The organism is Hoeflea marina (assembly GCF_003182275.1).
Classification (GTDB): domain Bacteria; phylum Pseudomonadota; class Alphaproteobacteria; order Rhizobiales; family Rhizobiaceae; genus Hoeflea; species Hoeflea marina.
Map to the genome: position 1 here is coordinate 1 of NZ_QGTR01000006.1, position 26,161 is coordinate 26,161.

General features: G+C 65.6%; 23 protein-coding genes. 9 read left to right on the plus strand and 14 right to left on the minus strand.

Features of this window, described 5'->3' with window-relative positions:
* Nucleotides 1–426 precede the first annotated feature (426 nt).
* Together DFR52_RS19965 and DFR52_RS19970 are read left to right on the plus strand one after the other, a co-directional pair.
* Complete coding sequence (locus DFR52_RS19965; protein ID WP_110033795.1) at nt 427–2,079, plus strand: FAD-binding dehydrogenase; 1,653 nt, start codon at nt 427–429, stop codon at nt 2,077–2,079.
* A 93-nt stretch (nt 2,080–2,172) separates the two neighbouring features.
* Nucleotides 2,173–2,532: a DUF1304 domain-containing protein gene (locus DFR52_RS19970; protein WP_110033796.1), complete on the plus strand. Its 360-nt coding sequence runs from the start codon at nt 2,173–2,175 to the stop codon at nt 2,530–2,532.
* Between the two features lie 18 nt (nt 2,533–2,550).
* Here DFR52_RS19970 and DFR52_RS19975 read toward each other — a convergent pair whose 3' ends face one another.
* The 3 genes from DFR52_RS19975 to DFR52_RS19985 are packed head-to-tail and all read right to left on the minus strand — an operon-like array spanning nt 2,551 to nt 5,833.
* Entirely contained in the window at nt 2,551–3,648 is a 1,098-nt protein-coding gene (locus DFR52_RS19975) for an ABC transporter substrate-binding protein (protein ID WP_110033797.1), read from the minus strand.
* The gene (locus tag DFR52_RS19980) at nt 3,648–5,150 is read right to left on the minus strand and encodes a sensor histidine kinase (RefSeq protein WP_245415418.1); all 1,503 of its coding nucleotides are present in this window, start codon (nt 5,148–5,150) and stop codon (nt 3,648–3,650) included. The genes DFR52_RS19975 and DFR52_RS19980 overlap by 1 nt, the downstream gene beginning before the upstream one ends.
* Nucleotides 5,147–5,833, minus strand: coding sequence for a response regulator transcription factor (locus tag DFR52_RS19985; RefSeq protein ID WP_110033799.1), 687 nt, complete (start codon nt 5,831–5,833; stop codon nt 5,147–5,149). Before DFR52_RS19985 ends, DFR52_RS19980 begins: the two co-directional genes overlap by 4 nt.
* Nucleotides 5,834–5,941: 108 nt before the next feature.
* Here DFR52_RS19985 and DFR52_RS19990 point away from each other — a divergent pair, with 108 nt between their 5' ends.
* The 5 genes from DFR52_RS19990 (at nt 5,942) to DFR52_RS20010 (ending at nt 11,379) form a co-directional block, all read left to right on the plus strand.
* Nucleotides 5,942–6,910 carry a Bug family tripartite tricarboxylate transporter substrate binding protein gene (locus tag DFR52_RS19990; protein ID WP_110033800.1) on the plus strand — a complete coding sequence of 323 codons (969 nt, stop codon included), beginning with the start codon at nt 5,942–5,944 and terminating at the stop codon, nt 6,908–6,910.
* Between the two features lie 108 nt (nt 6,911–7,018).
* The gene (locus DFR52_RS19995) at nt 7,019–7,450 is read left to right on the plus strand and encodes a tripartite tricarboxylate transporter TctB family protein (RefSeq protein ID WP_110033801.1); all 432 of its coding nucleotides are present in this window, start codon (nt 7,019–7,021) and stop codon (nt 7,448–7,450) included.
* A 9-nt stretch (nt 7,451–7,459) separates the two neighbouring features.
* Nucleotides 7,460–8,998, plus strand: coding sequence for a tripartite tricarboxylate transporter permease (locus DFR52_RS20000; protein ID WP_110033802.1), 1,539 nt, complete (start codon nt 7,460–7,462; stop codon nt 8,996–8,998).
* Nucleotides 8,999–10,027, plus strand: a complete 1,029-nt coding sequence (locus DFR52_RS20005; RefSeq protein WP_110033803.1) for an AbrB family transcriptional regulator — start codon at nt 8,999–9,001, stop codon at nt 10,025–10,027.
* 167 nt (nt 10,028–10,194) lie between these two features.
* The gene (locus DFR52_RS20010) at nt 10,195–11,379 is read left to right on the plus strand and encodes an Mrp/NBP35 family ATP-binding protein (RefSeq protein WP_245415419.1); all 1,185 of its coding nucleotides are present in this window, start codon (nt 10,195–10,197) and stop codon (nt 11,377–11,379) included.
* Between the two features lie 48 nt (nt 11,380–11,427).
* Here the strand turns inward: DFR52_RS20010 and DFR52_RS20015 are convergent, their stop codons facing one another.
* Entirely contained in the window at nt 11,428–12,603 is a 1,176-nt protein-coding gene (locus DFR52_RS20015) for a serine hydrolase domain-containing protein (RefSeq protein WP_110033805.1), read from the minus strand.
* Nucleotides 12,604–12,746: 143 nt separating this feature from the next.
* Between DFR52_RS20015 and rirA the strand changes: the two genes are divergently transcribed.
* Nucleotides 12,747–13,199 (plus strand): iron-responsive transcriptional regulator RirA, encoded by a 453-nt coding sequence (rirA, locus tag DFR52_RS20020; RefSeq protein ID WP_110033806.1) that lies wholly within the window; start codon nt 12,747–12,749, stop codon nt 13,197–13,199.
* 238 nt (nt 13,200–13,437) lie between these two features.
* Nucleotides 13,438–15,135 (plus strand): beta-galactosidase BglA, encoded by a 1,698-nt coding sequence (gene bglA, locus DFR52_RS20025; protein WP_110033807.1) that lies wholly within the window; start codon nt 13,438–13,440, stop codon nt 15,133–15,135.
* Between the two features lie 27 nt (nt 15,136–15,162).
* Here bglA and DFR52_RS20030 read toward each other — a convergent pair whose 3' ends face one another.
* From DFR52_RS20030 to DFR52_RS20075, 10 genes are all read right to left on the minus strand, one after another.
* The gene (locus tag DFR52_RS20030) at nt 15,163–15,933 is read right to left on the minus strand and encodes an ion channel (protein WP_110033808.1); all 771 of its coding nucleotides are present in this window, start codon (nt 15,931–15,933) and stop codon (nt 15,163–15,165) included.
* Nucleotides 15,934–16,113: 180 nt separating this feature from the next.
* Entirely contained in the window at nt 16,114–17,811 is a 1,698-nt protein-coding gene (gene ade, locus DFR52_RS20035; protein WP_110033809.1) for an adenine deaminase, read from the minus strand.
* A gap of 80 nt (nt 17,812–17,891) precedes the next feature.
* Nucleotides 17,892–18,857 carry an ABC transporter substrate-binding protein gene (locus DFR52_RS20040; RefSeq protein WP_110033810.1) on the minus strand — a complete coding sequence of 322 codons (966 nt, stop codon included), beginning with the start codon at nt 18,855–18,857 and terminating at the stop codon, nt 17,892–17,894.
* 31 nt (nt 18,858–18,888) lie between these two features.
* The gene (locus DFR52_RS20045) at nt 18,889–19,998 is read right to left on the minus strand and encodes an ABC transporter permease (protein ID WP_110033811.1); all 1,110 of its coding nucleotides are present in this window, start codon (nt 19,996–19,998) and stop codon (nt 18,889–18,891) included.
* A complete protein-coding gene (locus DFR52_RS20050) occupies nt 19,995–20,882 on the minus strand; it encodes an ABC transporter permease (protein ID WP_110033812.1) in 888 nt (295 codons plus the stop codon). Before DFR52_RS20050 ends, DFR52_RS20045 begins: the two co-directional genes overlap by 4 nt.
* On the minus strand, nt 20,882–21,217 hold the full coding sequence (locus DFR52_RS20055) for a GRP family sugar transporter (RefSeq protein WP_110033813.1): 336 nt from the start codon (nt 21,215–21,217) through the stop codon (nt 20,882–20,884). The genes DFR52_RS20050 and DFR52_RS20055 overlap by 1 nt, the downstream gene beginning before the upstream one ends.
* Before the next feature lie 45 nt (nt 21,218–21,262).
* Nucleotides 21,263–22,042 (minus strand): ABC transporter ATP-binding protein, encoded by a 780-nt coding sequence (locus DFR52_RS20060; protein ID WP_110033814.1) that lies wholly within the window; start codon nt 22,040–22,042, stop codon nt 21,263–21,265.
* Between the two features lie 388 nt (nt 22,043–22,430).
* On the minus strand, nt 22,431–23,888 hold the full coding sequence (gene hydA, locus DFR52_RS20065; protein WP_110033815.1) for a dihydropyrimidinase: 1,458 nt from the start codon (nt 23,886–23,888) through the stop codon (nt 22,431–22,433).
* 309 nt (nt 23,889–24,197) lie between these two features.
* Nucleotides 24,198–24,959 carry a class II aldolase/adducin family protein gene (locus tag DFR52_RS20070; protein WP_110033816.1) on the minus strand — a complete coding sequence of 254 codons (762 nt, stop codon included), beginning with the start codon at nt 24,957–24,959 and terminating at the stop codon, nt 24,198–24,200.
* A complete protein-coding gene (locus DFR52_RS20075) occupies nt 24,952–25,959 on the minus strand; it encodes a hypothetical protein (protein ID WP_110033817.1) in 1,008 nt (335 codons plus the stop codon). The genes DFR52_RS20070 and DFR52_RS20075 overlap by 8 nt, the downstream gene beginning before the upstream one ends.
* Nucleotides 25,960–26,161 lie beyond the last annotated feature (202 nt).

Consider the following 26,161-nt stretch of genomic DNA (forward strand, 5'->3'; position numbering starts at 1 on the left):
GGCGCTGCAGACCCAGCAGCAGCTCGGCATCCAGTCGCTGTCGATCGCCAACTCCAACTCCCAGAACATCCTCTCGCTCTTCAAGGGCTAAGGCCCGGCCCCCGGCGCCGTCCAGTCACGGCAGCCCGGAGGGCTGAGATGATCACCCCATTCTGCTGTGCCGCCGGTCATCGGATGCAGCGGATCAGCCGGATCGCGCCGAATTGCCCTCGGCGCGGTCCGGCTTCTTCATGTTCGGGAGCCGGGCACGGATGCTGGTCCGCCATTGCGTCCCGCATCGCAGCGGCCGGCCCGGGCGGCTGTCTCTGTGCCGCGCGGCGGCAGGTCGCTCACGCCCCGCAGCCGAACACCGGCGCGGGCGGCCATGTACATTGGCTGTGATCGCGCTATCCTCCCGCCTGCGGATGCGGCGGGCCGGAGGTGCAGATGAGCGACGCGGATGTGATCATCGTCGGGGCGGGACTGGCCGGGCTGGCTGCGGCGGCGGAGCTGGGAGATCGCGGCAAGCGGGTGATCCTGGTCGACCAGGAGGGCGAACAAAGCCTCGGCGGCCAGGCGTTCTGGTCGCTTGGCGGGCTGTTCATGGTCGATTCTCCGGAACAGCGACGCATGCGGATTCGTGACAGCCGGGACCTGGCGCTCGCCGACTGGATGGGCTCGGCGCAATTCGACCGGCCCGAGGACTATTGGCCAAGGCGCTGGGCGGAATCCTTCATAGACTTTGCCGCCGGCGAGATGCGGCCCTGGCTCCACGAGATGGGGCTGCGCTGGTTTCCGATCGTCGGCTGGGCCGAGCGCGGTGGATCTTTCGCGCCCGGCCATGGCAATTCCGTGCCTAGGTTCCACATCACCTGGGGTACCGGGCCGGGCGTCCTCGAGCATTTCATCCGCCGCGTGCGGGCGCATGCCGACAGGGGACTGGTCTCGTTCCGGTTCCGCCACCGGGTGTCGGGGATCACGATGCGCAACGGCGCCGCCGACGGGGTATCGGGCGAAATCCTCGCCCCGGACGCCGTGCTGCGCGGCGCGACGAGCAACCGCGATGTCGCAGGTGATTTCGAGCTCCATGCGGCCTCGGTGATGGTGACATCCGGCGGGATCGGCGGCAATTTCGACCTGGTGCGCAAGAGCTGGCCGCGGGAGCGGCTGGGCGAGCCGCCGGCGCAGATGATCGCCGGCGTGCCGGCCCATGTCGACGGCCGCATGGTGGCGATCACGCAAGCCGCGGGCGGCCGGGTGATCAACGGCGACCGGATGTGGCACTACACCGAAGGCGTGCGCAACTGGGATCCGATCTGGCCGGCGCACGGCATCCGCATCCTGCCCGGTCCCTCGTCGATGTGGTTCGATGCCACCGGCGAACGGCTGCCGGCGCCATGCATGCCGGGGTTCGACACGTTGTCGACGCTCAAGGAGATCCGCAAGCGCGGCCACGAGCACAGCTGGTTCATCCTGACGCAGGCCATCATAGAGAAGGAATTCGCGCTCTCCGGCTCGGAACAGAATCCGGACCTGACCTCGAAGCGCTGGCGCGAGGTGCTCAAGAGCCGGCTCGGAAAGGGTGCCACCGCGGCTGTGGAGGCGTTCAAGTCGAAGGGCGAGGATTTCGTCGTCGCCGACGACCTGGCAACACTCGTGGCCGGTATGAACAGGCTGGCGCCGGAAGTGCCGCTCGATCTCGGGCGCATACGCATGCAGGTCGAGGCCCGCGACAGCCAGATCGCCAATCGCTTCGCCAAGGACGCGCAGATCACCGCCATCAACGGCGCGCGCGCCTATCTCGGCGACCGGCTCATCCGCACCGCCAGGCCGCACCGGATTCTCGACCCGAAGAACGGGCCGCTGATCGCGGTCAAGCTGCACATTCTCACCCGCAAGACGTTGGGCGGGCTGGAGACCAATCTGGATTCGCAACTGCTGGGAAGCGATGGTGGGATCGTTCCCGGCCTGTTCGCCGCCGGCGAGGTCGCCGGCTTCGGCGGCGGCGGCTATCACGGTTACAATGCGCTGGAGGGCTCGTTCCTGGGCGGTTGCATCTTCTCGGGCCGCAATGCCGGGCGATCGAAGGCGGTGGCGTGAGCGACTGGTCCTGGTGCGGAATTCCGGAGCGCAGGCGCCGTCGGATTTCCAGGACCGGATGCCTGATCGGCGATTCAAATGGGGGAGTGTCGCATGAGCGTGATTTCGATCGGTCTGGTCGTCCTGGTGACGGCCATTCATGTCTATATTGTCTGGCTGGAAATGTTTGCCTGGGAGAGCAGGGGGCCGAAGGTCTTTCGCAACTTCCCGCGCGACCTGTTCACGCCGACAAAGGCGCTTGCCGCCAACCAGGGACTCTATAACGGCTTTCTCGCCGCCGGGCTGATCTGGTCGCTGCTGATCGCCGATCCGGCATGGCAGACCAACATTGCGCTGTTCTTCCTTGTCTGCGTCGCGGTGGCCGGGATCTACGGAGCGGTGACCGCGTCGCGAAAGATCCTCTATGTGCAGGCGCTTCCCGCCATTATCGGCATCGTCTCGCTGCTGCTCTGAGCATGCGGCCGTCCCGGATCAGGGATTGGGCGGGATGACCGACTTGCGCCACTGCGACAGAAAACGGCTGCGCTTGGCGCGGTCGAGCGAGACCAGCAGCGCCGGCGACAGCGGGATCGGCCGGAAGGCGGTGTCCTCGCCCTCGTTGATGGCGGCGAGCGCCGAAGGGCCGCTCAGCGACGTGAGCAGGCGGGTGTCGCCGTTGAGGATGGCGCGGCCGTCCGCCGAAAGCAGCAACTCGAGAAACGCACGGGCGGCGAGCGGGTCACGCGCCGGCTTGGGCACGAAACCGGCACGGGCGAGCACCAGCGTGTAGTCGGACGGCAGCACCACCCCGATGCGGGGGTCCTTGAGCGCCCGGGCCAGCGCGTAGGAGCCCAGAACGTTGTAGCCGATCAGCGCCTCGCCGCTGGCCACCAGGTCAATGACGTCGCCCGAGCAACAGAAGGTGCGGACATTGTTGCGGCCGAAGCCTTCCATCAGCCGGCCCCAGGTGCTGGCCTCGGCGGCGTCCTGGAAGGCGAAGAGATAGCCGACGCCGGACTGCTCGATATCATAGGTGGCGATGCGACCATCGAGCCGTCCGGTCTGCCGCATCATGTCGATCAGGTCGAAGCGGCTCTTCGGCGGTTCCTGTCCGGCGAAGGCCTGCTTGTTGTAGACCATCACTGCCGGCTCGTAGGTGAGGCCGAAGAGTTCGCCCCGCCAGCGGGCCCAGTCGGGCAGCGTCTCGACGATGGCGCTCTGGACCGGCGAGGCGCAGCCATTGTTGACCAGCCGCACCTGCTGGGCGATGGAGGATGAAATCACCAGGTCGGCGATGAAACGCCCGCCGTTGCACGCTGTGGTGACCGCCGCGTCGAGATTGTTGGACGTGTCCTCGACATAGGTGACCGCAATGTCGGGGTGCTGCCGCTGGAAGGCCGCGATCAGCGGCCGCATGAAGTCGAGGTCGGTGACGCTGGCGATGACCAGCGTTCGCGGATCGTCGGCGCGGGCGGCAAAGCGCGTCTCGGTGGCGGCTCCTGCGCCGCCGGTCAGCGCGCCGAATGCCACGGCAAGCGCGAGCGCGATTGTGGTGGCGACGCTGTGCGTTGCAGTGCTTCGATGCGCCATCAATTGCCTGTTCCCTGCTGGCTCGGCTGGGTCGGAAACACCACCACCGTCTCCTCCCGCGGCTGATCATCGGCGTCGGATCCGTCGGACTGGTCGGCGTCGAGCGGCAGCAGGATGGAGATGGTGAAGCGTCCGCCACTGTCGCTGCCGGTGGTGATCGAGCCCTGGTGAAACTGCGCCACTTCCGCGACGATGGCGAGCCCGAGTCCGGCGCTCCGCGGATCGGTGGCGGTGCGGACGAAACGCTGTCCGATCCGGGCGATGCGGTCGGCATCCATGCCCGGACCATGGTCGTGAACGGTTACACTGGCGGTGCCCGCCTCCAGGTCGGCGGAGACCCTGAGCATGATCGGCGGCACGCCATGGGCGACTGCGTTGTTGATCAGGTTGCGGGCCGCCTCGCGCAGGCTGAAGGCATCGCCGGTGACGAAGACCGGATCGGAGGGCAGGTCGAGGTCGATCCGGCTGGCGCCGCCGGTACGGCGCGCCTCACGCTCGGCCTCCATGGCCACGCGCCGCAGGTCGATGCGTTCCAGCGTGGCTGAATCGGCGCGATGGGTGATCAGCGCGTGCGAGAGCAGCTGATCGGTCAGCCGGCTCACCCCCATCGCGCGGTCGCGGATGCGCCGTTGCAGCACCCTGAGCCGGCGCGGATCTTCCTCTTCCATGGCGAGCTCCGTCTGCGCCCTCAGCGCGGTAATCGGGGTGCGCATCTGGTGGGCTGCATCGGCGACGAAATTCTGCATCGCGCCGACTCGCCGGTCGAGACGGGCCATGAAGCGGTTGATGGCGGCCACGAGAGCAGCCACCTCGCGTGGCGTGTCCGTCGACAGCGGGGTAAGGTCCTTGGGGTCACGCGCGAGGATGGCGCGCTCGATCTTGTCCAGCGGGCTCAGCGCGAGTCTCAAGGCCAGCACGGCCAGCACCAGGGTGAGAAAGCCGGCGATGACGACGCCGATGACGGCGCGGGCGACGATCTCGCGCGCCAGTTCGCCGCGCGCCCGCAAGGTCTGGGCGACGATCACGGTCACCGGTCCGCGCACCGAGCGCTCGGCCAGGAAGCGGCGCATGAGGATGGCGCGCACCGGCTCGCCGGAGAATTCGGCGTCGTAGAGCATCTGGGCGTCGCCCGCCCGGACCTCATCGGGCAGCGGAAAGGCCTCGTCGCCGGTCAGCGTAGCGCCGACCGGATCAAGAACCCGGTAGAAGATGCGGTCCTCGGAGGCCAGCGACAGCAGGCCGAAGGCGGACAGCGGAATGTCGACGACGGTCTCGCCCTCGACCACGCTGATGCGCTCGGAAATCTGCAGCGCCGCCCCGGTGAGCAGCCTGTCGAAGGCGCGGGTGGCGGCGGTGCGACCATAGGCATAGGCGGCGATGATGGTTCCGGTGGCGGCAATTGTCAGCACCAAGGTCAGCATCAGCGTCAGACGACCGGCTATGGAGGGCACGATGCCGGTCGCTGCGGCCGCCATCTCGGGATCGGAGAGAGGAGGCTTCAAGTCAGCGTTTCCGGGGCCGAGAGGACACGCGCCTGGTAGCCCAGGCCGCGCAGCGTGCGGATTTCCAGATCGGCGCCGGCGAGCTTGCGCCTGAGCCGGCCGACATAGAGTTCGAGCGCGTTGGCGCCTGCGTCGGCCTCAAAGCCGAACAGCCGCATGACCAGCTCTTCCTTCTCCAGGACCCGGCCCTTGTTGATGAGGAAAATTTCCAGCAGCAATTGCTCGCGCGGGGTCAGTGCGATCGACCCGCCGGCAACCGTCGCGGTGCGGGAGACGGTGTCGAATTCGAGATTGCCCGCCGAGAGCACCGTACCGCCATCGCCGGCGCGGCGCCGGACAATGGCGCGCACGCGGGCTTCCAGCTCGCCCAGGTCGAAGGGCTTGACCATGTAGTCGTCGGCGCCGAAGTCGAGCGCGCCGATCTTGTCGTCGATGGCGAGGCGCGCGGTCAGAACCAGCACCGGCACCGGATCGCGGCGGCGGCGGAGCCAGCGAAGGAAATCGATGCCGGAGCCGTCGGGCAGGTTGATGTCGAGCACCACCAGATCATAGGCGGAGGCGCCGGCGAAGTGCATGGCATCCTCGAGCGTCGGCGCATGGTCGCAGGCATGCCCGCCGCGCGACAGCCGCTCGGCGATCGCTTCGGCCACGTCCGCCGTGTCCTCGACCACAAGGTAGTGCACCGCGTCTGCTCCTCCCGCGGGCTGACAGCTTTCTGACAGTTTGAAGCGTTAGCATAGCCGCCAATCCTGCTTCGAGGAAAGCCGGGTTCAATCTTTTGGGAGGTTTCCATGAATCTATTTGTAACGCGGCTTGCCGCGACCGCCGTCACGCTCGCATCGCTGACCGTCGCATCCTTCGCGGCCGAATGCATTGCACCGGCCAATCCGGGCGGCGGCTGGGACTTCACCTGCCGCCAGGTCGGAAAGTCCATGCAGGATCTCAAGCTTGTCGACGGCACCGTGCAGGTCACCAACATGGCAGGCGGCGGCGGCGGTGTCGCTTTTGCCGAAGTCGTCAACAAGCGCAATGACGACGGCGAGCTGATCATTGCCGCATCTTCGGCCACCTCCACGCGTCTTGCCCAGGGAGCCTTCCCCGGCAACACCATGGACCAGGTTCGCTGGGTGGCCTCTGTCGGCGCCGATTACGGCATCATCGCAGTCGCCAAGGATTCGCCGATCACGACGCTTCCCGAGCTGATGGACATGATCAAGGCCGATCCGAAGTCCGTTTCCATCGCCGGCGGATCCGCTGTCGGTGGCTGGGATCACCTGAAGGTGCTGATTGCCGCCAAGAAGGCCGGCATCGATGACGTGCGCACGATCAAGTACGTGGCCTTCGACGGCGGCGGCGAGGCGGTGACGCAGTTGCTCGGCGGCGCGGTGCAGGCGTTCACCGGCGATGCGTCGGAAGCCAAGGGCTTCGTCGATTCGGGCGACATCAAGGTGCTCGCCGTGCTGGCGCCGGAACGTCTTGAAGGTGATTTCGCCTCCTTCCCGACCGCCAAGGAGCAGGGAATCGACGCGGTCGGCGCCAACTGGCGCGGCTTCTATGCCCCTGGCGGCATTTCCGACGCCGATTATGACAAGTGGGTCAAGGCTGTCGGCGCTGTCTACGATTCCGAAGAGTGGAAGGCGACCATGGCCGCCAACGGCATCGCGCCGCTCGACCTGCGCGGCACGGAGTTCGAAGCCTTCGTCAAGGCGAACATCGATGAGATTGCCGCGATCTCCAAGGAAATCGGCCTGATCAAGTAAGAGCCGAAACTTGCCCCCGTCCGCACTTGGCGGGCGGGGGCTTTTCCTGCTATCCGGGATGTCCCGGTGTGACTATCCGGGGACGCCGGGACAAACGGGGAGGGCGCCATGAGCGACCGTATTCTGGGCGGCTTCGGCCTGCTCCTCACTGCATTCTTCATCTGGCGCACATCGGTCATCGAGCTGAGCTTCATTTCCGATCCGTTCGGGCCCAAGGCGTTTCCCTACATCATTTCCGTGGTGTTCGGACTGGCGAGCCTTGTAGTGTTTCTGCGCCCCGATACCGAGCCGGAATGGCCGCCGCTGTCGCGGATGTTCGAAATCGGCATGACCGTCGCGGTGATGGTGGCCTATGCGCTGGTGCTGCCGGAACTCGGTTTCGTCATCTCGACCGCTCTCACCGGCGCCTATCTGTCGTGGCGGCTGGGGACGCCGCCGCTCAAGGCGCTCGCCGCCGGCGTGGCGATCTCGCTCGGGATCTTCGTGGTCTTCCATCTCATTCTCGGCCTGTCGCTTGCGCGCGGCCCCTTCGGCTTCTGAGGAGCGATCATGGATTCCCTTTCAGCACTTGCCCACGGCTTCTCGGTCGCTCTCACCTTCCAGAATCTCGGCCTGGCCTTCATCGGCTGTTTTCTCGGCACCATCATCGGCGCCCTGCCGGGGCTGGGACCATCGAACGGGGTGGCCATCCTCATCCCGCTCGCCTTCACGCTCGGCCTGCCGGCGACGCCGGCGCTGATCCTGCTCACCTCGGTGTATTACGGCGCCATGTATGGCGGCCGCATCTCGTCGATCCTGCTCAACATCCCCGGCGACGAGCCGGCGCTGATGACGACGCTCGACGGCTATCCGATGGCCAAGCAGGGCATGGCTGGCGAGGCGCTGGCTCTTTCGGGCGTTGCCTCCTTCGTGGGCTCCTTCTTTGCCACCTGGGGCCTTGTGTTCCTGGCGCCGCAGTTGGTCAAGGTGGCGCTGCTGTTCGGTCCGGCGGAATATTTCGCGCTGTTCACCGTGGCGTTCGCGACATTGGGCGGAATTGCCAGCCGCAACCAGTCCAAGGCGGCACTGGCCGCGGGCCTGGGCCTCGGCATCGCGATGATCGGCGTCGACGGCCAGACCGGGGTGCCGCGCTTCACCTTCGGCGAAGTCCATCTCTATGACGGCATCGATTTTCTCGTCGCCATTGTCGGCCTGTTCGCGCTGTCGGAAGTCTTCATCTTCCTCGAGCATCGCGGCACCGAAAAGGCCACCGGCGATTCCTCCGGCGTCAAGGTCGGCCGCTCCACCGTGCCATGGCCGATGCTGAAGTCGACGTTGCCGACCATGGGCCGCTCGACCATGATCGGCTTCATCGCCGGCGTGCTGCCCGGCGCCGGCGCCTCGCTCGGCTCCTTCATTTCCTACTCGCTGGAAAAGAAACTCGTCGACAAGGACGGCACATTCGGCAAGGGCGATCCGCGCGGAGTCGCGGCGCCCGAAGCCGGCAACAATGCCGCCGCCGGCGGCGCGCTGGTGCCAATGCTGGCGCTCGGCGTGCCCGGGTCGGGCACCACGGCGGTGCTGCTCGCCATGCTGCTGGCGCTCAACATCACACCGGGCCCGCTGCTGTTCCAGTCCAATCCGGACGTGGTCTGGGGCCTGATCGCCGCATTGTTCATCGCCAACTTCATGCTGCTGTTCATGAACATCCCGATGGTCGGAATCTTCGTGCGCGTGCTGCTGATCCCGCCGCGCTACCTGATGCCTGCCGTGGCGATGATTTCCTTCGTCGGCATCTACGGCATTTCCGGCTCCACCTTCGACCTGATCGTGATGGTGCTGTTCGGAGTGCTCGGCTGGGGCCTGCGCAAGCTCGACGTGCCGCTGGTGCCGGTGATCCTCGGCGTGCTGCTCGGCAACCAGATGGAAGCCAATCTTCGCCGGGCGATGACCATCTCCGACGGGGACTGGACGGCGCTGTTTGCCTCGCCGCTGTCGATCGGCCTCTGGCTGTTCGCCTTTGTCGGCTTCGTTCTGCCGATGATCGCCGGACGCTTCTTCCGGGTCAAGGTCAAGCCGGCGATGGCAGAGGAAATGGATCCCGACTGAATGAGCATGACCGAGGTCTGGATTGCGGCCCGAACGCTGGCCCTGGGCGCGCTCGGCGCCGGCATCGCCTGGGCGCTGGGTTTCCCTGCGCCCTATCTGACTGGGCCGGCGGTCGCTGTGACGCTGTCGGGCCTGTTCGGCATCCAGACCGCGGTTCCGCTGCTTCTGCGCTCGGTCGTCTTCGTCATCATAGGCCTTTCCATGGGGCAGTCGGTGACACCGGAGGTGCTGGAGGCCATCGGGCACTGGCCTTTGACCCTGGCGGCACTCGGCGCCAGCCTGTTTGCCATCATTCTGTTCACCCGCTTGATGCTGGTGCGGCAGTGGGGCATGGATCCGACGACGGCGCTGCTGAGCTCGTCGCCCGGGCACCTGAGCTATGTCCTGGGCCTGACCGAGGGCGTGAAGGCCGATCTCAAGACCGTCAGCATTGTCCAGAGCATCCGGGTGCTGTGCCTGACGCTGATCGTGCCGGTGGTCGTCACCCTGATGGGGCCGTTGCCCGTGCTGTCAGGGCTGCCGCCCGCTGAAACGGCACTTCTTCCGCTTCTCGCCTGCATCGCGCTTGCCGGCGCCGCCGGCTACGGGCTCGACCGCCTGAAGCTTCCGGCCGCCTATCTGATCGGCGGGCTGGTGGTGTCGGCGATCCTGCATGTCACCGGGACGGTGGCGGGCGTGGTGCCGGCGCCGCTGACGCTTTCCGCCTTCGTCTGCATGGGTTGCCTGATCGGCACGCGCTTCTCCGGCGTCACGCGGGCCGAACTGGCGCGCGCCACCGGCGCCGGGCTGGCGGTGACGCTGCTCGCCGTGGTGCTGGCGACGGTGTTCGCCGTCATCGCCTCCTATGCGACCGGCCTGGAGCTGACATCCGTGCTGATTGCATTCGCCCCCGGCGGGGTGGAGACGATGGCGGCGATGTCCGTGCTTCTGGGCGTGGACCCGACCTTTGTCGCCACCCATCACGTGGCGCGGCTGCTGATGCTGACCTTCATCGTGCCGTTCTTCGTGCTGCGCCGCAAACAGGCCTGACATTCGCGAGGGCCCGACCGCTCCGCAATCCGCCTCGGCTGGTCCTCAAGCGTCCCGACAATGGTTGATTGCGGATGCCCGCCCGTGCCATTGCTCTGTTGCCATTGGATCGGTGGGCTCGCCGGCCTATATGGGATTGGACAATTCAGGAAAATGCGGAGACTGATGTGAGTGTGAGCAAAGAACAGGTTCTCGACAAGCTGAGAACCGTCAAGGGGCCCGACCTCAGCGGCAACATCGTCGATCTGGGGATGGTCTCGGACATCTTCATCGCCGACGAGAAGGTGTTCTTCTCCCTCACCGTGCCGTCGCAGCGGGCCAAGGAACTCGAACCGCTGCGCGAAGCGGCGGAACGGGCAGCCAAGACAGTGCCGGGCGTGAAGAGCGCCATGGTGGCGCTGACGGCCAGCCGCGAGCCCGGCGCCCAGGCGGCGCCGCCGCGTCCGGCCAGCCCGCCGCCGGCCGCGCACGGCCATGCCGGCCACAGCCACGCGCCGTCAGGCGCCGCGCCAGGCCCGAAGGCAACGGCGGCGCGCACCAAGGCCGACGTGCCGGGCATCGCCTCGATCATCGCGGTGGCCTCGGGCAAGGGCGGGGTCGGCAAATCGACGACCGCCATCAACCTGGCGCTCGGGCTGCAGGCGACGGGGTTGAAGGTGGGCGTTCTCGACGCCGACATCTACGGCCCGTCGATGCCGCGTCTGCTGGGCCTCAAGGGCCGTCCGGAACAGCTCGACGGCCGCATGCTCAAGCCGATGGAGCGCTACGGGCTCAAGGTGATGTCGATGGGCTTCCTGGTGGAGGAAGACACGCCGATGATCTGGCGCGGGCCGATGGTGATGTCGGCGCTCACCCAGATGCTGCGCGAGGTGGCCTGGGGCGCGCTCGACGTGCTGGTGGTCGACATGCCGCCGGGCACCGGCGACGCGCAGCTGACCATGGCGCAGCAGGTGCCGCTGGCAGGCGCCGTGATCGTCTCGACGCCGCAGGATCTGGCGCTGATCGACGCCCGCAAGGGTCTCAACATGTTCAACAAGGTCGAGGTGCCGATCCTCGGGCTGATCGAGAACATGAGCTATTTCGTCTGCCCCGATTGCGGCGGACGGCACGACATCTTCAGCCATGGCGGCGCGCGCGACGAGGCACACCGGATCGGCGTGCCGTTCCTGGGTGAAGTGCCGCTGGCGATGGCCATCCGCGAGACCTCGGACGCCGGGGCCCCTGTGGTGGTTTCAGATCCCGAAAGCCCGCATGCCAAGGTCTATCTCGAGATCGCCGCCAAGGTGCGGGCGCGTCTGGAAGAGCTCGGCGGCGCCGGCCGTCGCGAGGCGCCGGCAATCGTATTCGAATAACCTGGGGCTCGGACGGGGGCAGGGATCGTTCCGCCCCCGTCGCAGTCATCAATCCGCGGCGCAGAGGCTCGCAAACAGAGCCAGGTTCTGGCGGTCGAGCAGGCTGTCCTGCGGCTCGTCCTGGGAGGCGAATTTGGCGATGACCGTGCGGCTTTCCGGATCGACATAGAGATACTGGCCGTGGATGCCGGCGGCGAGATAGGCCTGGCTTGCGCCGCCGACCTGGTACCAGCAGCTGCGGTAGCGGCCGTGGGCGAGGAAGTCAGCCTGGCTGCCCTTGGCCCAGACCTCTTCGTCGCCATTGCTTCGCATGTCGTCGAGCCAGGCCGGCGGGATGATCTGCTGGTCACCGACCTTGCCGCCATCAAGCAGCATCTGGCCGACGGCGAGCAGATCGTGGGGTCTGCAGGACATGCCGCCCGCGGTGCGCGGCGCACCGAAACGGTCGACGGTCAGCATGGCATCGGCGCTGGCGCCGAGCGGATGCCAGAGCAGGGCGGAGCAGAGGTCGGAGAAGCGCCGGCCGGCGAGTTCCTCGAGCGCGGTTCCGAGCATGTCGGTGTTGGGCGACTGGTAGGCGTGGACGCCGCCATGGGCGTGCGCGCCCTTGGGAAGGGCGCAGAGCAGCGCGAACAGGCCGGGATCCTCCTGCTTGGGATCGGCGGGATTCCAGAGCATGGCGCGGCGGTAACGGGCGTAATCGCCGTCGGAATTGTAGACCTCCTCGAAATCGAGGCTGACGCGCATGTCGAGGAGCTGACGGACGGTGGCGTCGCCATAGGCGCCGCGGCGGGTCTCCGGAAGAATGGCGCCGATCGGCGCCGACAGATCGACGAAGCCCTGCTCCTCGAGAATGGCGGTGACCAGCGCGGTTATCGACTTGGTGATCGAGAACAACAGGTGCGGATCCTGCCGGTCCACACCCGCGGCATGCCATTCGCAGATGATGCGGCCGTCGCGGGCCACCAGAAAACTGTCCGTCTGGCTGGTGGCGAGGAACCAGGCCAGCTTCTCTTCGCTGCCCTCGAAGGCGGTGCGCCCGAGCATGGCCGGGTTGGACACGGGGTCCGGCAGAAGGCTGGGCGACGCCGTCGATATCCGTGCCGACGGCACCAGTTCCGCGACATTGCGGAAAGCCCAGCGGTTGAAGGGCTGGGTGCGCCAGTTGGCCAGCGTCACCGCCGAGCGCGGATATCCGTTGCGGGTCGCGAATTCATTGTCCATGAGGTACTCCTTGGGCGGACACTCGGAAATGGCGCCGATCAGGTCAAGCTGAAAAAACTTGAACGAAAGGGTTCACTTTTTCTGGAATCATTCTAAACTCCATCTCAGGTGCAATTGAGACCAGACTCGACGGGAGTGCAATCATGCGGCTGACACGCCAGACAAATTACGCCGTGCGCATCCTGATGTACTGCGCGGCCAACAATGCCGATCTCAGCCGCATCGGGGAGATTGCCCGCGCCTACTCGGTCTCCGAACTGTTCCTGTTCAAGATCCTGCAGCCCCTGACCAAGGCGGGCCTTGTGCAGACGGTGCGCGGTCGCAACGGCGGCATCCGCCTGGGCAGGCCGGCGGAGAAGATCAGCCTGCTCGACGTGGTCAAGGTGACGGAAGACAATTTCGCCATGGCGGAATGCTTCGAGAACGATGCGGCGGAATGCCCGCTGGTGGATTCCTGCGGTCTCAACACGGCCTTGCGCAAGGCTCTGGGCGCCTTCTTCGACGTGCTGGCCGACTATTCGATCGACGACCTGGTCAAGGCGCGGCCCTCGATCAATTTCCTGCTCGGGCTCGACGAGAAACAGCCGGCAGCCTGAGGCTCGACCGGGCGGCGAGCCCGCAAGCCGGGCTTACGGTGGGAAACGCGGCTGCTTCCAGGGCTGATCCCCCCAGCAAGATCCCGGCTCCCGTTCCAGTGGCGCTGTGTGTGAATTATCCCCTTTGCCGCCGGTGAGCAGGGACGCCAGCGGCTTGACAGGGCAGGGCCGGGACGGACAAGCTGCCCGGACCCGAGATCCTTACCTCAAGCCGGCCCAGCATCCGGAAAGTTTCCCCATGAGCAAAGACAGTTCTCCAGATCACGCGCAGCATGGCGCAGGCACGCGCGGCGGAAACCCGCACTGGTGGCGAGGCGGGGTGATCTATCAGGTCTATCCCCGCTCCTACCAGGACAGCTCCGGCGACGGGGTCGGCGACCTTCCCGGCATCATCACGCGACTTGACCACATCGCCTCGCTGGGCGTCGACGCCATCTGGCTGGCGCCGTTCTTCAAGTCGCCCATGGCCGACATGGGCTACGACGTTTCGGACTATTGCGACGTCGATCCGATGTTCGGGTCGCTGTCGGATTTCGACCGGCTGATCGAACGCGCCCACGAACTGGGCCTGAAGATCATCATCGACCAGGTGCTGTCGCACACCTCGGACAAGCATGCCTGGTTCAAGGAGAGCCGCTCGAGCCGCGACAATCCCAAGGCCGACTGGTATGTCTGGGCCGACAGCAAGCCAGACGGGACCGCGCCCAACAACTGGCTCTCGGTGTTCGGCGGGCCGGCCTGGGAATGGGACAGCACCCGCAAGCAGTACTACATGCACAATTTCCTCGCCTCGCAGCCGGATCTCAACTTCCACAATGCCGAGATGGAGGAGGCGCTGCTCAAGACCGTGCGGTTCTGGCTCGAGCGCGGCGTCGACGGCTTCCGGCTCGACACGGTGAACTTCTTCTTCCACGACGCCAAGCTCACCGACAATCCGCCGCTGCCGAAGGACGCGGATGGCGACGAGTTCATGGGCGCCGACGCGCCCGACACCAATCCCTACGGCTTCCAGGATCATCTGCACGACAAGTCGCAGCCGGAGAATGTCGGCTTTCTCAAACGCCTGCGGTCGCTGCTCAACGAATATGACGACCGGGCCACGGTGGGAGAGGTGGGCGACGGCCGCCGTTCGCTGCACACGGTCGCCGCCTATACCAACGGCGGCGACAAGCTCAACATGTGCTACACCTTCGACCTCCTGGGACCGGAATTTTCCGCCGGCCATTTCCGTCGGGCGGTGAGCAATTTCCAGAAGCTGGTCAAGGACGGCTGGGTCTGCTGGGCATTCTCCAACCATGACGTCACCCGGCATGTCTCGCGCTGGATGCAGCCGGGCGACGACCAGGACCACCTTGCCCGTTTCTCGATCACGCTGCTGGCCTCGCTGCGCGGCTCGATCTGTCTCTACCAGGGCGAGGAACTGGGTCTGGAGGAGGCAGACATCGCCTTCGAGGACCTGACCGATCCCTACGGCATCCGCTTCTGGCCGGCCTTCAAGGGGCGTGACGGCTGCCGCACGCCGATGGTCTGGACCCGGCAGGCGGCCAATGGCGGCTTCTCTGACGGCGCGCGCAGCTGGCTGCCGGTGCCCGAGAGCCACTACCACCGCGCCGTCGACCAGCAGGTCCACGTCACAGGGTCGGTGCTCAATCACTACCGGGCGACACTGGGCTTCCGCAAGGCGCATGCAATGCTCGTCGACGGGCCGATGAGCTTTCTCGACCCCGATGGCGAGGTGCTGGCCTTCGTGCGCGGCGAGGGGACGGAGCGGCTGCTCTTCGTGTTCAATTTCAGCCGCGAGCCGGCCGAATGGGCCGTGCCGCCGGCGCTGGCAGCGCTCGAGCCGGCGCACATGCCAGGCTTCGGGCCGTCATTCGATGGCACCAGGGTGTCGCTGATGGGCCTCGACGTGTTCTGCGCCCGGATCGGGCGATGATGGTTCCAACCGCGCCCATGGCGCCGGTCAGGCGCCGTCGTCCGGGATGTTGAGGATGTTGCCGCAGGCCTTGCAGTGCACGGCGTCGGCATCATGGCGGAAGAGGCCGCAATTCGGGCAGGGAAAGGTCACCTTGTAGGGCCGGACCACGGCCTGCGCCAGACGGACGAACAGCGATATGCCGACGATCATGGTGACGATCGAAGTGAGCTTGCCGAAGGTGCCGGGCAGGATGATGTCGCCGAAGCCGGTCGTGGTGACGGTGGCGACAGTGTAATAGAGCGCGTCGACGAAGCCGGCGGTGCCATCCTGCCGGTAGAAGAAGAACGTGTAGACGAAGCCTGTGGTCATGAACAGGAACACCAGCACATTGATCAGGGCGCGAATGACGTCCTGCAGCTCCGACTGGCCGATCCTGCGCAGTCCCACCTTGAGCAGCGGACTCTGGCCGATCACCCAGATCCGCATCGCCCTGAGGAAGGCGAAGTTGTAGAGAAGGTTCGGAAACAGCAGCGTGCCGAGGATGACGAGGTCCACCCATGTCATCGGCCTGAGCAGCCAGTCGCGAGGGCGGCGGGCAATAGCGGCCTGGACCACCAGTTCGCCGGCGATCCAGACCGCGATCAGGTAGTCGATGATCAGATAGCTGGCACCGGCCCGCAGATACGGACCGAAGATGAAGAAGGCGATGATGGCCAGGTCGATGGTGGCAAGCACCGCCTGATAGCGGAGCGCGGAGCGACCTTCCCCTGCGTAGAGGCGCCGCAGGGTCTCGCGCAGCTGTTCGCGGCTGATCATTCGGCCATGCCTGGGTTTCCCGGTTTCATCATCCCGCGCGCCACGCCGACGCCCGGCCCTCGACCGCTTCTGCTCTTCATTCAATCGCAGACGCGCGCTCAGTTCTCGTTTGTCGCATTCTCCTGCGACGAAGTGAATTTCACTTCGTCTGGAAATGCTCCAGACATTTATGTGGCAGGCTCAGGCAATCAATGCAAATGCATCGACGTCGACCATCCCCATGTCGGAGATCTTCAGATGCGGAATCACCGGCAGGGCGAGGAAGGCCAGTTGCAGGAACGGTTCGTCGAGCGTGCCGCCGATCGCCCTGGCCGCGGCCCTGAGCGGGGTCAGCTTTTCGCGCACCGCTTCGAAGCAGAGATCGCTCATCAGGCCTGCGACGGGAAGGGCGATCTCGGCCAGGACCTTGCCGCCGGCAGCGACGACGAAGCCGCCGCGGATCTCGCTCAGGCGGTTGGCGGCCAGCGCCATGTCGGCCTCGTCGGCGCCGACGACGCAGATGTTGTGGCTGTCGTGGGCGACAGTCGAGGCGATGGCGCCGCGGTCGAGCCCGAAGCCCTGCACGAAGCCTGTCGCGATGTTGCCGTTCCTGCCGTGGCGTTCGATGACGGCGATCTTGAGGATGTCGCGGGCGCGATCGCCCGCAGTCTCGCCGTTGTCGATGGGCAGGTCGAGCAGGCGGTGCTCGGTGATGATCTTGCCCGGCACGATGCCGATCACCGGCGTGGCAATGCCGGTCCTGCGCACCGAAAAGCTGCTGGCGGTGACCGAGGGCGCTCGGACACTGTCCATGCCCACCGGCGCGGTGGTGGCGCGAGTGGCAAACAGCGCCTCGGTGACCAGACGGCCGGCGGAGAACACCATCTGTGCGTTGCAGTCTTCGAGCGAGTCGAGCACCACGAGGTCGGCGCGCCAGCCGGGTGCCACCAGGCCGCGGTCGCGCAGGCCGAAGGCGCGGGCGCCGGAGATTGAGGCGGCGCGGTAGATCGCCAGCGGATCGACACCCTTGGAGATCGCATGGCGGATCATGTAGTCGAGATGACCGTGCTCGGCGATGTCGAGCGGATTGCGGTCGTCGGTGCACAGCGCCAGGAACGGCGAATTGCGCTCGGTGATGATCGGGATCAGCGCGTCGAGATCGCGCGACACCGAGCCCTCGCGGACGAGAATGTGCATGCCCTTGGCAAGCTTCTCCAGCGCCTCTTCCGCGGTGGTGGTCTCGTGGTCGGTGCGGATGCCGGCCGCCAGATAGCCGTTGAGCGGCAGGCCGCGCAACAGCGGCGCGTGGCCGTCGATATGACCGCCCTGAAAGGCCGCGAGCTTTGCCATGCAGACGGGATCGCGCGAGAGCACGCCGGGAAAATTCATGAATTCGGCAAGGCCGATGACCTTCTCGTGGTCGCGGAAGGGCAGGAGATCATCGATGTCGAGGCGGGCGCCGGCGGTCTCGAGATGGGTGGCGGGCACGCAGCTCGACAGCTGCACGCGGATGTCCATGATGGTCTGAACGGCGCAGTCGAGGAAATAGCGGATGCCGGTGGCGCCCAGCACGTTGGCGATCTCATGCGGGTCGCAGATCGCGGTGGTGATGCCGCGCGGCAGGACGCAGCGGTCGAACTCGTGCGGGGTGACCAGCGAGGATTCGATGTGGAGATGGGTGTCGATGAAACCGGGGACGACGATGCGGCCGGCGATGTCGATCTCCCTGACGCCGTCATAGGACTCCAGCGTGCCGACGATCATGTCGCCCGAGATGGCGATGTCGCCCTCGCGCAACTCGCCGGTCACCAGATCGAACAGCCGTCCGCCCTTGAGCACGATGTCGGCGGGTGCCTTGCCCTGGCCATGGTCGATGCGGGTTCCGAGGTCCTGTGTCATGGCATCTGTCTCCTGTTGTGAAACGAACCGGCCGGCATTGCTGCCGGCCGGGCCATGTCATTTGACCGAGCTCGGCCAGATTACATCTTGTCGGTGATTTCCGAAGTCCAGGCGCCTTCCGGCTGCTTGGTGATGATCTTCTGGTCGAGCAGCGCCTTGGCGGTGCGCTCATAGGCTTCCGGGATCAGCTTGGCATCGGGCTCGCCGATCAGCTTGGCCACTTCGCCCATCATCCGCTTCTGGTGGTTCTCGTCCTGGCCGCCATTGTCCATGACGATGCCGGCGGCCTCGTCAGGATTGGCGATGGCGTATTCCCACCCCTTCATCGAGGCCTTGACGAACTTCACCATCGTCTCGGCGAAGGCCGGATCCTTGAGCTTGTCTTCCATCGCGTAGAGGCCGTCCTCGAGCAGGTCGTTGCCCATCTCGGAATAGTTGAACACGATCAGGTCTTCCGGCTTGTAGCCGGCGTCGATGAGCTGCCAGTACTCGTTGTAGGTCATGACCGAGATGCAGTCGGCCTGCTTCTGGATCAGCGGCTGCACGTCGAAGCTCTGCTTGAGCACGGTGACGCCGTCGGCGCCGCCTTCGGTGGACAGGCCGAGCTTGTTCATCCAGGCAAAGAACGGGTATTCGTTGCCGTAGAACCAGACTCCCAGCGTGTGGCCCTTGAAATCGGCTTCGGTCTTGATCGGACCGTCGGCGGGGCAGACCAGTTCCATGCCGGCCTTCTTGTAGGGCTGGGCGATGTTGACCAGGCCGACGCCCTTTTCACGGGCCGCCAGCGCGCCGCCCATCCAGTCGACGATCACGTCGGCGCCGCCGCCGGCGATCACCTGTTCGGGGGCGATGTCCGGGCCGCCCGGCTTGATCTCGACGTCGAGGCCGGCTTCTTCGTAGAAGCCCTTGTCCTTGGCGACGAAGTAGCCGGCAAACTGGGCCTGGGCGACCCATTTGAGCTGCAAGGTCACCTTGTCGGCGGCGTGGGCGACGCCGGCCATCAAGGTCATGGTGAGTGCAAGGGTCAGTCCGATTGTTCTTTTCATTAGGTTCTCCTCTGGTTAAGGCACCGGCCGCTTATCTGCGATAGCTCGGATGCCAGAATGTGACAGCGCGCTCAAGAAGTGCAAGCCCGCCATAAAACAAGGACCCGACAATGGCTGCAAGGGCTATTTCGGCCCAGACCATGTCGAGGTTCATCCGACCCACTTCGGTCGAAATGCGAAAGCCCATGCCGACGATCGGCGTGCCGAAGAATTCGGCGACGATGGCGCCGATCAGCGCCAGCGTCGAGTTGATCTTGAGGGCATTGAAGATGAAAGGCATTGCGGCCTGAAGCCGCAGCTTGACGAGCACCTGCCAGTGGCCGGCGCCGTAGGTTCGCATCAAGTCGCGCTCCATGTCGCCGCTGGCGGCAAGGCCCGCCAGCGTGTTGACCAGCATCGGGAAGAAGGTCATCACCACCACCACGGCGGCCTTGGACTGCCAGTCGAAGCCGAACCAGATCACCATGATCGGGGCGATGCCGATCATCGGCAGCGCCGAGACCATGTTGCCGATGGGCAGCAGTCCGTTGGCGAGAAAGCGGAAGCGGTCGGCGAGGATGGCCACCAGAAAGCCGGCGAGCGACCCCACCACATAGCCGAACAGCACGGCCTTGAGCACGGTCTGGCGGAAGTCGGCGGCGAGAATCGGCAGCGATCCGGCGATCCTGAGCCCGATGGCCGAGGGCGGCGGCAGGAGCACGAAGGGCACGCCGGCGCCGCGGACGATGCATTCCCACAGGATCAGGACCCAGATACCGAAAAGGGCCGGCACGGCGATGGCGACGAGGCTCGAGCCCTTGTCACCGTGGCTGCCGTCGCCCGAGAGCACGGTGACCAGCCGCCAGCCGAGAAGCCAGGCGGCGGCGAGGGAGGCGAAATAACCTGCGTTCGCGGTGCCGAAGGCGCCGGTCAGGCCTGCGAGGAGCATTGCCGCGGCGCCGAAGCTGGCAATCGCCAAGATTGTGGTTTCGATCGGCCTGGCGGCGCGCAGCATCGACAGGATCGCGCCTGCAGCGAGCAGGGCGGCGACGGCCAGCGACAGGGCTGGTCCCATCGTCGCGGTGAAGGGCAGGGCGGTGAGCGCGTAGAGCGTGGCGACAAGGGCGGCCAATGCCTGCCAGTTGGGACGGATCGCGCTCATGGCTGCCGCGCCCCCATGCGGGCGTTGACGAAGCGGCCGGCGAGATCGACCAGGGTGACGAGCAGGATGGCGACGATCGAACCCGCGATCAGCGCCGCGAAGATATCGATGGTCTGGCTGTAATAGGAGCCGGCGAGCAGCTTGGAGCCGATGCCGGCCACGGCGCCCGTGGGCAGCTCGCCGACAATGGCGCCGATGAGGCTTGCGGCAATGGCCACCTTCATCGAGGTGAAGAAGAACGGCACTGAGGCCGGGATGCGCAGCTTCCACAGCGTCTGCACCTTGTTGGCGGAATAGGTGCGCATCAGATCGAGATGCAGCACGTCGGGCGAACGAAGGCCCTTGACCATGCCGACGGCGACCGGGAAGAACGACAGATAGGTGGAGATCAGCGCCTTGGGCAAGAGCCCGGTGATGCCGATGGCCGAGAGGAGCACGATGATCATCGGCGCGATGGCGAGAATGGGAATCGTCTGCGAGGCGATGATCCAGGGCAGGAAGGAGCGGTCGAGCGCAGGGATGTGGACGATGCCGATGGCGATGAGGACGCCGAGCGCGGTACCCATGGCAAAGCCGGAGAGTGTCGCCGAGAGCGTGATCCAGGCGTGGTAGACGAGACTGCGCTTCGACCAGGGCTTGACGGTGAGCGTGTTTTTCCAGAGATTTTCCACCACCTGGTGCGGCGCCGGCATGGTCGGCTTCGGCTGACTCATCGTCTTGACCAGGAATTCGGAAGAGGTCGGTGTGACGCCGGCGCGTCGGTCGGTGTCGCGCTGGAACGGCGCGTTCATTGCGTAAGCTGCGACGTACCATGCGAGCACGATCACCAGCAGGATCGTGCCGATCGGCAGCAGTCGGTCATGGACGAAGCGTCCGACTTGCATCAGCTGCGGCTCCCCTGCGGCATGACGATGAGAATGACGGCGACGATGCCGAGCGCGATACCGCTGGCCTGCAGGTTGCCGGGTCGTTCGCCGTAGAAGAGAATGGCGACAAGGTTGACCAGGATCAGCTGGAGGACGGCGCTGACCGACATCGAGACGGCCATGCCGTTTTCCTTCATCAGCCGGACCATCATCAGGTTTCCGAGCGAATAGAGCACCAGCGCCAGCACCAGGAACCAGGCGTTCTGGCGGTCGATATACTGCCTGAGCACGGCGGCCCCCGCAATGAAGATCAGGCTCGCGCCGGTCAGCCAGGCCATCAGGAAACCGCTCATGCAGATACACTTTCAGAGTTGGAGATGCGGGACGTGAAAAACGGCTCAGCCCTCATAGGAATGACCCTCGCGCAGGCCTTCGCGGACCTGATGGGCGATGGCGAGGAATTCCGGCGTCTCGCGGATGTCGAGCGGCCGGTCGGCGCCGAGATTGCAGTCGATGATCGAATGGATGCGGCCCGGCCGCGGGCTCATGACGACGATGCGGGTCGACAGATACACGGCCTCGGGGATCGAATGGGTGACGAAGACCACGGTCTTCTGCGTCTTGGCCCAGAGCTTGAGCAGCTGCGAATTGAGGTGGTCGCGGACGATCTCGTCGAGCGCGCCGAAGGGCTCGTCCATCAACAGCATGTCCGGCTGCACCGAGAGCGCGCGGGCGATGGAGGCGCGCTGCTGCATGCCGCCCGAGAGCTGCCAGGGAAACTTGTTCTCGAAGCCCATCAGATCGACGAGCGCCATGTTGTCGCGCACCCGTGTGGCGCGTTCGGCGGCCGCAATGCCCATCACCTCGAGCGGCAGGGCAATGTTGTCGGCGATGGTGCGCCAGGGGAAAAGCGCCGCCTGCTGGAAGACATAGCCGTAGGCACGGTGGATCCGGGCCTGCTCGGGAGTCATGCCGTTGACGCTGATGGAGCCGCCTGTGGGCTGCTCCAGATCGGCGATGACGCGCAGCAGGGTGGTCTTGCCGCAGCCGGACGGGCCGATGAGCGAGACGAACTCGCCCTTGTCGATGTCGAGCGTGATGTCGGAGAGCGCATGCACCGGACCGTCATTGGTGGTGAAGGTGAGATCGAGGTTCTGGGCGGAGATGACGGGGTTCATGGTGCTGCGGTCCAGCCTCTCGGATTCTTGAAGTGACGTGTACCTAGCGACACAGGTTTGGCCGCTTTGCAAGCAGTGGAACGATGATACCCCCAGCCTCGGTTCAACGCGCGCCACGGGTGGCTCGCCATGACCTTGGAAACAGCATACCCCCACCCTCGGTCTGGCTCTCGCCACGGGTCGCTCGCCGTCCTTCGGACCCCCTCAAGGGGGAGGGAGGTTTCGCTTCGGAATCGCGGCTGCATCGGTCGCAGATCGGCGGGTTTTGGTTCCGGTGCTGAATTGCGAACAAGGAGGCGGAAATGGGCCATCCATTCCCCTCCCCCTTGAGGGGACGGGTCAGGGGTGGGGGTACCATTGCCAAGCAGCAGCCGGATTGCAACCATCATCACACCCCGGTCGCCGGGATGCCGGAGCGTTCGACCTTGCGCGGCGCGGTGATGTTCTTCCAGGTGGACAGCGCCTTGTTGATCGGGGTCACCGGCTTGCGGGCCACGAACTGGCCGTGGCCTTCCCGGGTCTTCATCGTGCCCTCCTCGACGGCGACATGGCCGCGGGTGAGCGTGTAGCGCGGCAGGCCGCGCACCGTCTTGCCCTCGAAGACATTGTAGTCGATGGCCGACTGCTGCGACTTGGCGGAGATCGTCTTGCTCAGTTCCGGATCCCAGACCACCAGGTCGGCGTCGGAGCCGACCAGCACCGCACCCTTCTTCGGGTAGGTGTTGAGGATCTTTGCGATGTTGGTGGAGGTGACGGCGACGAACTCGTTCATGGTCAGCCTGCCGGTGGTCACGCCATGGGTCCAGAGCATCGGCATGCGGTCCTCGAGGCCGCCGGTGCCGTTGGGGATCCTGGTGAAATCGCCGACGCCGAAGCGCTTCTGCTCGGTGGTGAAGGCGCAATGATCGGTGGCCACCACCTGCAGCGAGCCGGCGGACAGACCCGCCCAGAGCGAATCCTGGTGCAGCTTGTTGCGGAAGGGCGGGCTCATCACCCGGCGCGCGGCGTGGTCCCAGTCCGGGTTGAAATACTCGCTCTCGTCGAGGGTGAGGTGCTGGATCAGCGGCTCGCCCCAGACGCGCATGCCCTTCTGGCGGGCGCGGCGGATGGCCTCGTGGGACTGCTCGCAGGAGGTGTGCACCACATAGAGCGGCGCGCCGGCCATGTCGGCGATCATGATGGCGCGGTTGGTGGCCTCGCCCTCCACTTCGGCGGGGCGAGAATAGGCATGGGCCTCGGGGCCGGTGTTGCCCTCGGCCATCAGCTTCTGCTGCAGCTGCGCCACCACATCGCCGTTCTCGGCGTGGACCATGGCGATGGCACCCAGTTCACCGACGCGGCTGAAGGAGGCATACATCTCGTCGTCATCGACCATCAGCGCGCCCTTGTAGGCCATGAAGTGCTTGAAGGTGGTGATGCCCTTGTCGCGGACGATGGTCTCCATTTCGTTGAAGACCTGCTCGCCCCACCAGGTGATCGCCATGTGGAAGGAGTAGTCGCAATTGGCGCGCGTCGACTTGTTGTCCCACATGGTCAGCGCCTCGAGCAGCGACTGGCCCGGCGCGGGCAGGGCGAAGTCGATCACCATGGTGGTGCCGCCGGCCAATGCCGCACGGGTGCCGCTCTCGAAATCGTCGGCGGAATAGGTGCCCATGAACGGCATTTCCAGATGCGTGTGCGGATCTATGCCGCCGGGCATGATGTAGCAGCCGGTGGCGTCGAGCTTTTTGTCGCCCGACAGATTGGGGCCGATGGCGGTGATGATTCCGTCCTCGATCAGCACGTCGGCCATGTAGGTCAGATCGGCGGTGACGACGGTTCCGTTCTTGATGACTGTGCTGCTCATGGCTGGTCTCCGGTGTTGCTTGTCTGCTGTGGCTGTCCCCCTCCCCCTTGAGGGGAGGGGTTAGGGGTGGGGGTATGGTCGTCCATCAATACTTCGGTTTCAGCTCCCGCAGAATCGGCCGCATGTCCTCGCTGGATGGTTCTGCACGAGATCGTTCCTCTATCGACGCTGGTCGCTGTGGTGGCGATACCCCCACCCCTAGCCCCTCCCCTCAAGGGGGAGGGGGACACCACTCCGTCGATGCCTTGCGCTTCTTCGATCATTCAGCAGCTTCATTTCCACTTGCAGTCGACTGATCCTGATCCGGTTTCACTCCGCATAGCCCGGGTTTTCCCGGTCGAGCACGCGCTTCATTTCGGCGAAATGCGAGTATTCGGCGTCCTTGTAGACGTCCCATTCGCGGGCGACGCTCTCGGCCAGTTCGTCGCTCATGACGTTGAGCGGCTGGCCCGTTGTGTAGGCCATCACCATGGTGCGGGCGGCGCGCTCGAGATGGTACATGGCGTCGAAGGCCTCGGCGACCGTCGGCGCCACGGTGGTGACGCCGTGATTGGCCATCATGACCACCGAATGGTTGCCGATGGAGGCGGCGATGCGCTCGCCCTCGGCTTCCTCGGTGGCGATGCCGCCGAAACTCATGTCAAGCGCCATGCGGTTGAAGAAGCGCGCCGTGACCTGGTCGATCGGCTTGATCGAGGGATCCTTGAGCGTTGCCAGCGTGGTGGCGTAGGGCGGGTGCAGGTGCAGGGCGACGCGCGCATGCGGCACGTTGCGGTGGATGGCGGAGTGGATCGACCAGGCCGAGGGATCGGGCGCGTCGGGCCGCTTCATGGTGTCGGGATCGTCGGCATCGACCAGCAGGAGTTCGCTGGCGGTGGCAAACGAGAAATGCTTCCAGCGCGGATTGACCAGGAACTTGCGGCCGTCGGGCGATACGGCGGCGCTGAAATGGTTGGCGACGCCTTCGTGCCAGTCGTAATAGGCGGCGAGCCGCAGGGCGGCGGCAAGATCGATGCGCAGTTGCTGCTCGTCGGGATCGCCCGCGGGACGGAGCGAATGGATTTCAGCCATGCTTCTTTTTCCTTTTCTGCTTCGCGGATGTCAGCGGCTCGATACCGGCGTCGGGTGCTGCGAGCACCGGCGCCATGGCCGGCGCGACGATGGTGTCGGGCGCCGGGATGACGGGGGCATTCAGCCGCTGCCTGCGGCGCCTGGCCAGCCATTTGTGCATGTCGGCGAAGAAGACGTCCAGTGTCCCGAAGACAGGAAACAGGATTTTGAAGCTGGCCGGACGCAGGTCGCGCGAGGGCGCGCAGGTTTCGACCACGCGCTGATGGTGTGCTGCCGGCAGCCAGATGCCCGCAAAACCGGTGAACTGGTGGATCACCTTGCCGCGCAGGTCCTCGATGCGGGAATGGTGCGAGCGGTAGATCGACAGCGTGGTGTAGAGGGCGACCATTGCCGAGAGGCCGAGAATCACCAGGAGCACGCGCGCGTCACCGGCGTAACGGCCCCCGAGGATGGCGACCACCCAGGCGCAAAGCGAAAACAGCACGAAGCTCTTGGAGATGCGGAAGGCGGCATAGGTGGCCTCCAGCCCCGCCTCGTATTTGAGCTCGTTGGCGTCGTCGATGTCCTCGAGCTTGCGCTTGAACTCGAACAAGCGCTGATTTTCCTCTTCGGAATGCTCCTCGCCGCGGGCCTCGCGCAGGATGTCGAAGCTGGCGCTGGTCAGGTCGTCGATGGCGTCCCAGCCGGGCAGCGGCAGGATGGCCGGCGGGATGTATTCGCCGACGCGCTCGAACCCGACATAGGTGATGTGGATGGCGGTCAGGAACAGAAAGAAGATCAGCAGCAGGGCGAAATCGGAAACGCCCAGGATGTCGAAGATGGTCTGGTAGTTGGCGACCACCTGGTTGACCAGTTCCAGATTGGGCAGGATGCCCTCCGCGGTGCTGCCGATGTCGGTGAAGCCGGCGATCACATAGAAGAACAGGCCCGAGACGATCAGCCGGGCAGTCATGAAATTGGAGAAGCGGATGACGCCTTGCAGCAGCCCTTCTACATCCATGACGCCTCCGCTGTGGGACGGGGGGTGAGGATGTCTTGACCGGAATATCCCGGTTCCGGGACCGGGTCTTGCCACCGGTCGATCACCAGAATTTGGGAAAAGCCATACCCCGACCCTGGGTCTGGGTCGCGGTTCGGATACTCTCCTCTATCTGGCACAAGCTTGGCTTCGCCCGAAAGGTACCCCCACCCTCGGCCCCTCC

Excerpts from the sequence above, each read along its gene's own strand:
- DFR52_RS19965 (WP_110033795.1), top strand. The coding sequence starts at position 427 with ATGAGCGACGCGGATGTGATCATCGTCGGGGCGGGACTGGCCGGGCTG.
- DFR52_RS19970 (WP_110033796.1), top strand. The coding sequence starts at position 2,173 with ATGAGCGTGATTTCGATCGGTCTGGTCGTCCTGGTGACGGCCATTCAT.
- DFR52_RS19975 (WP_110033797.1), bottom strand. The coding sequence starts at position 3,648 with ATGGCGCATCGAAGCACTGCAACGCACAGCGTCGCCACCACAATCGCG.
- DFR52_RS19990 (WP_110033800.1), top strand. The coding sequence starts at position 5,942 with ATGAATCTATTTGTAACGCGGCTTGCCGCGACCGCCGTCACGCTCGCA.
- DFR52_RS19995 (WP_110033801.1), top strand. The coding sequence starts at position 7,019 with ATGAGCGACCGTATTCTGGGCGGCTTCGGCCTGCTCCTCACTGCATTC.
- DFR52_RS20000 (WP_110033802.1), top strand. The coding sequence starts at position 7,460 with ATGGATTCCCTTTCAGCACTTGCCCACGGCTTCTCGGTCGCTCTCACC.
- DFR52_RS20005 (WP_110033803.1), top strand. The coding sequence starts at position 8,999 with ATGAGCATGACCGAGGTCTGGATTGCGGCCCGAACGCTGGCCCTGGGC.
- DFR52_RS20015 (WP_110033805.1), bottom strand. The coding sequence starts at position 12,603 with ATGGACAATGAATTCGCGACCCGCAACGGATATCCGCGCTCGGCGGTG.
- rirA (WP_110033806.1), top strand. The coding sequence starts at position 12,747 with ATGCGGCTGACACGCCAGACAAATTACGCCGTGCGCATCCTGATGTAC.
- bglA (WP_110033807.1), top strand. The coding sequence starts at position 13,438 with ATGAGCAAAGACAGTTCTCCAGATCACGCGCAGCATGGCGCAGGCACG.
- DFR52_RS20030 (WP_110033808.1), bottom strand. The coding sequence starts at position 15,933 with ATGATCAGCCGCGAACAGCTGCGCGAGACCCTGCGGCGCCTCTACGCA.
- ade (WP_110033809.1), bottom strand. The coding sequence starts at position 17,811 with ATGACACAGGACCTCGGAACCCGCATCGACCATGGCCAGGGCAAGGCA.
- DFR52_RS20040 (WP_110033810.1), bottom strand. The coding sequence starts at position 18,857 with ATGAAAAGAACAATCGGACTGACCCTTGCACTCACCATGACCTTGATG.
- DFR52_RS20045 (WP_110033811.1), bottom strand. The coding sequence starts at position 19,998 with ATGAGCGCGATCCGTCCCAACTGGCAGGCATTGGCCGCCCTTGTCGCC.
- DFR52_RS20050 (WP_110033812.1), bottom strand. The coding sequence starts at position 20,882 with ATGCAAGTCGGACGCTTCGTCCATGACCGACTGCTGCCGATCGGCACG.
- DFR52_RS20055 (WP_110033813.1), bottom strand. The coding sequence starts at position 21,217 with ATGAGCGGTTTCCTGATGGCCTGGCTGACCGGCGCGAGCCTGATCTTC.
- DFR52_RS20060 (WP_110033814.1), bottom strand. The coding sequence starts at position 22,042 with ATGAACCCCGTCATCTCCGCCCAGAACCTCGATCTCACCTTCACCACC.
- hydA (WP_110033815.1), bottom strand. The coding sequence starts at position 23,888 with ATGAGCAGCACAGTCATCAAGAACGGAACCGTCGTCACCGCCGATCTG.
- DFR52_RS20070 (WP_110033816.1), bottom strand. The coding sequence starts at position 24,959 with ATGGCTGAAATCCATTCGCTCCGTCCCGCGGGCGATCCCGACGAGCAG.
- DFR52_RS20075 (WP_110033817.1), bottom strand. The coding sequence starts at position 25,959 with ATGGATGTAGAAGGGCTGCTGCAAGGCGTCATCCGCTTCTCCAATTTC.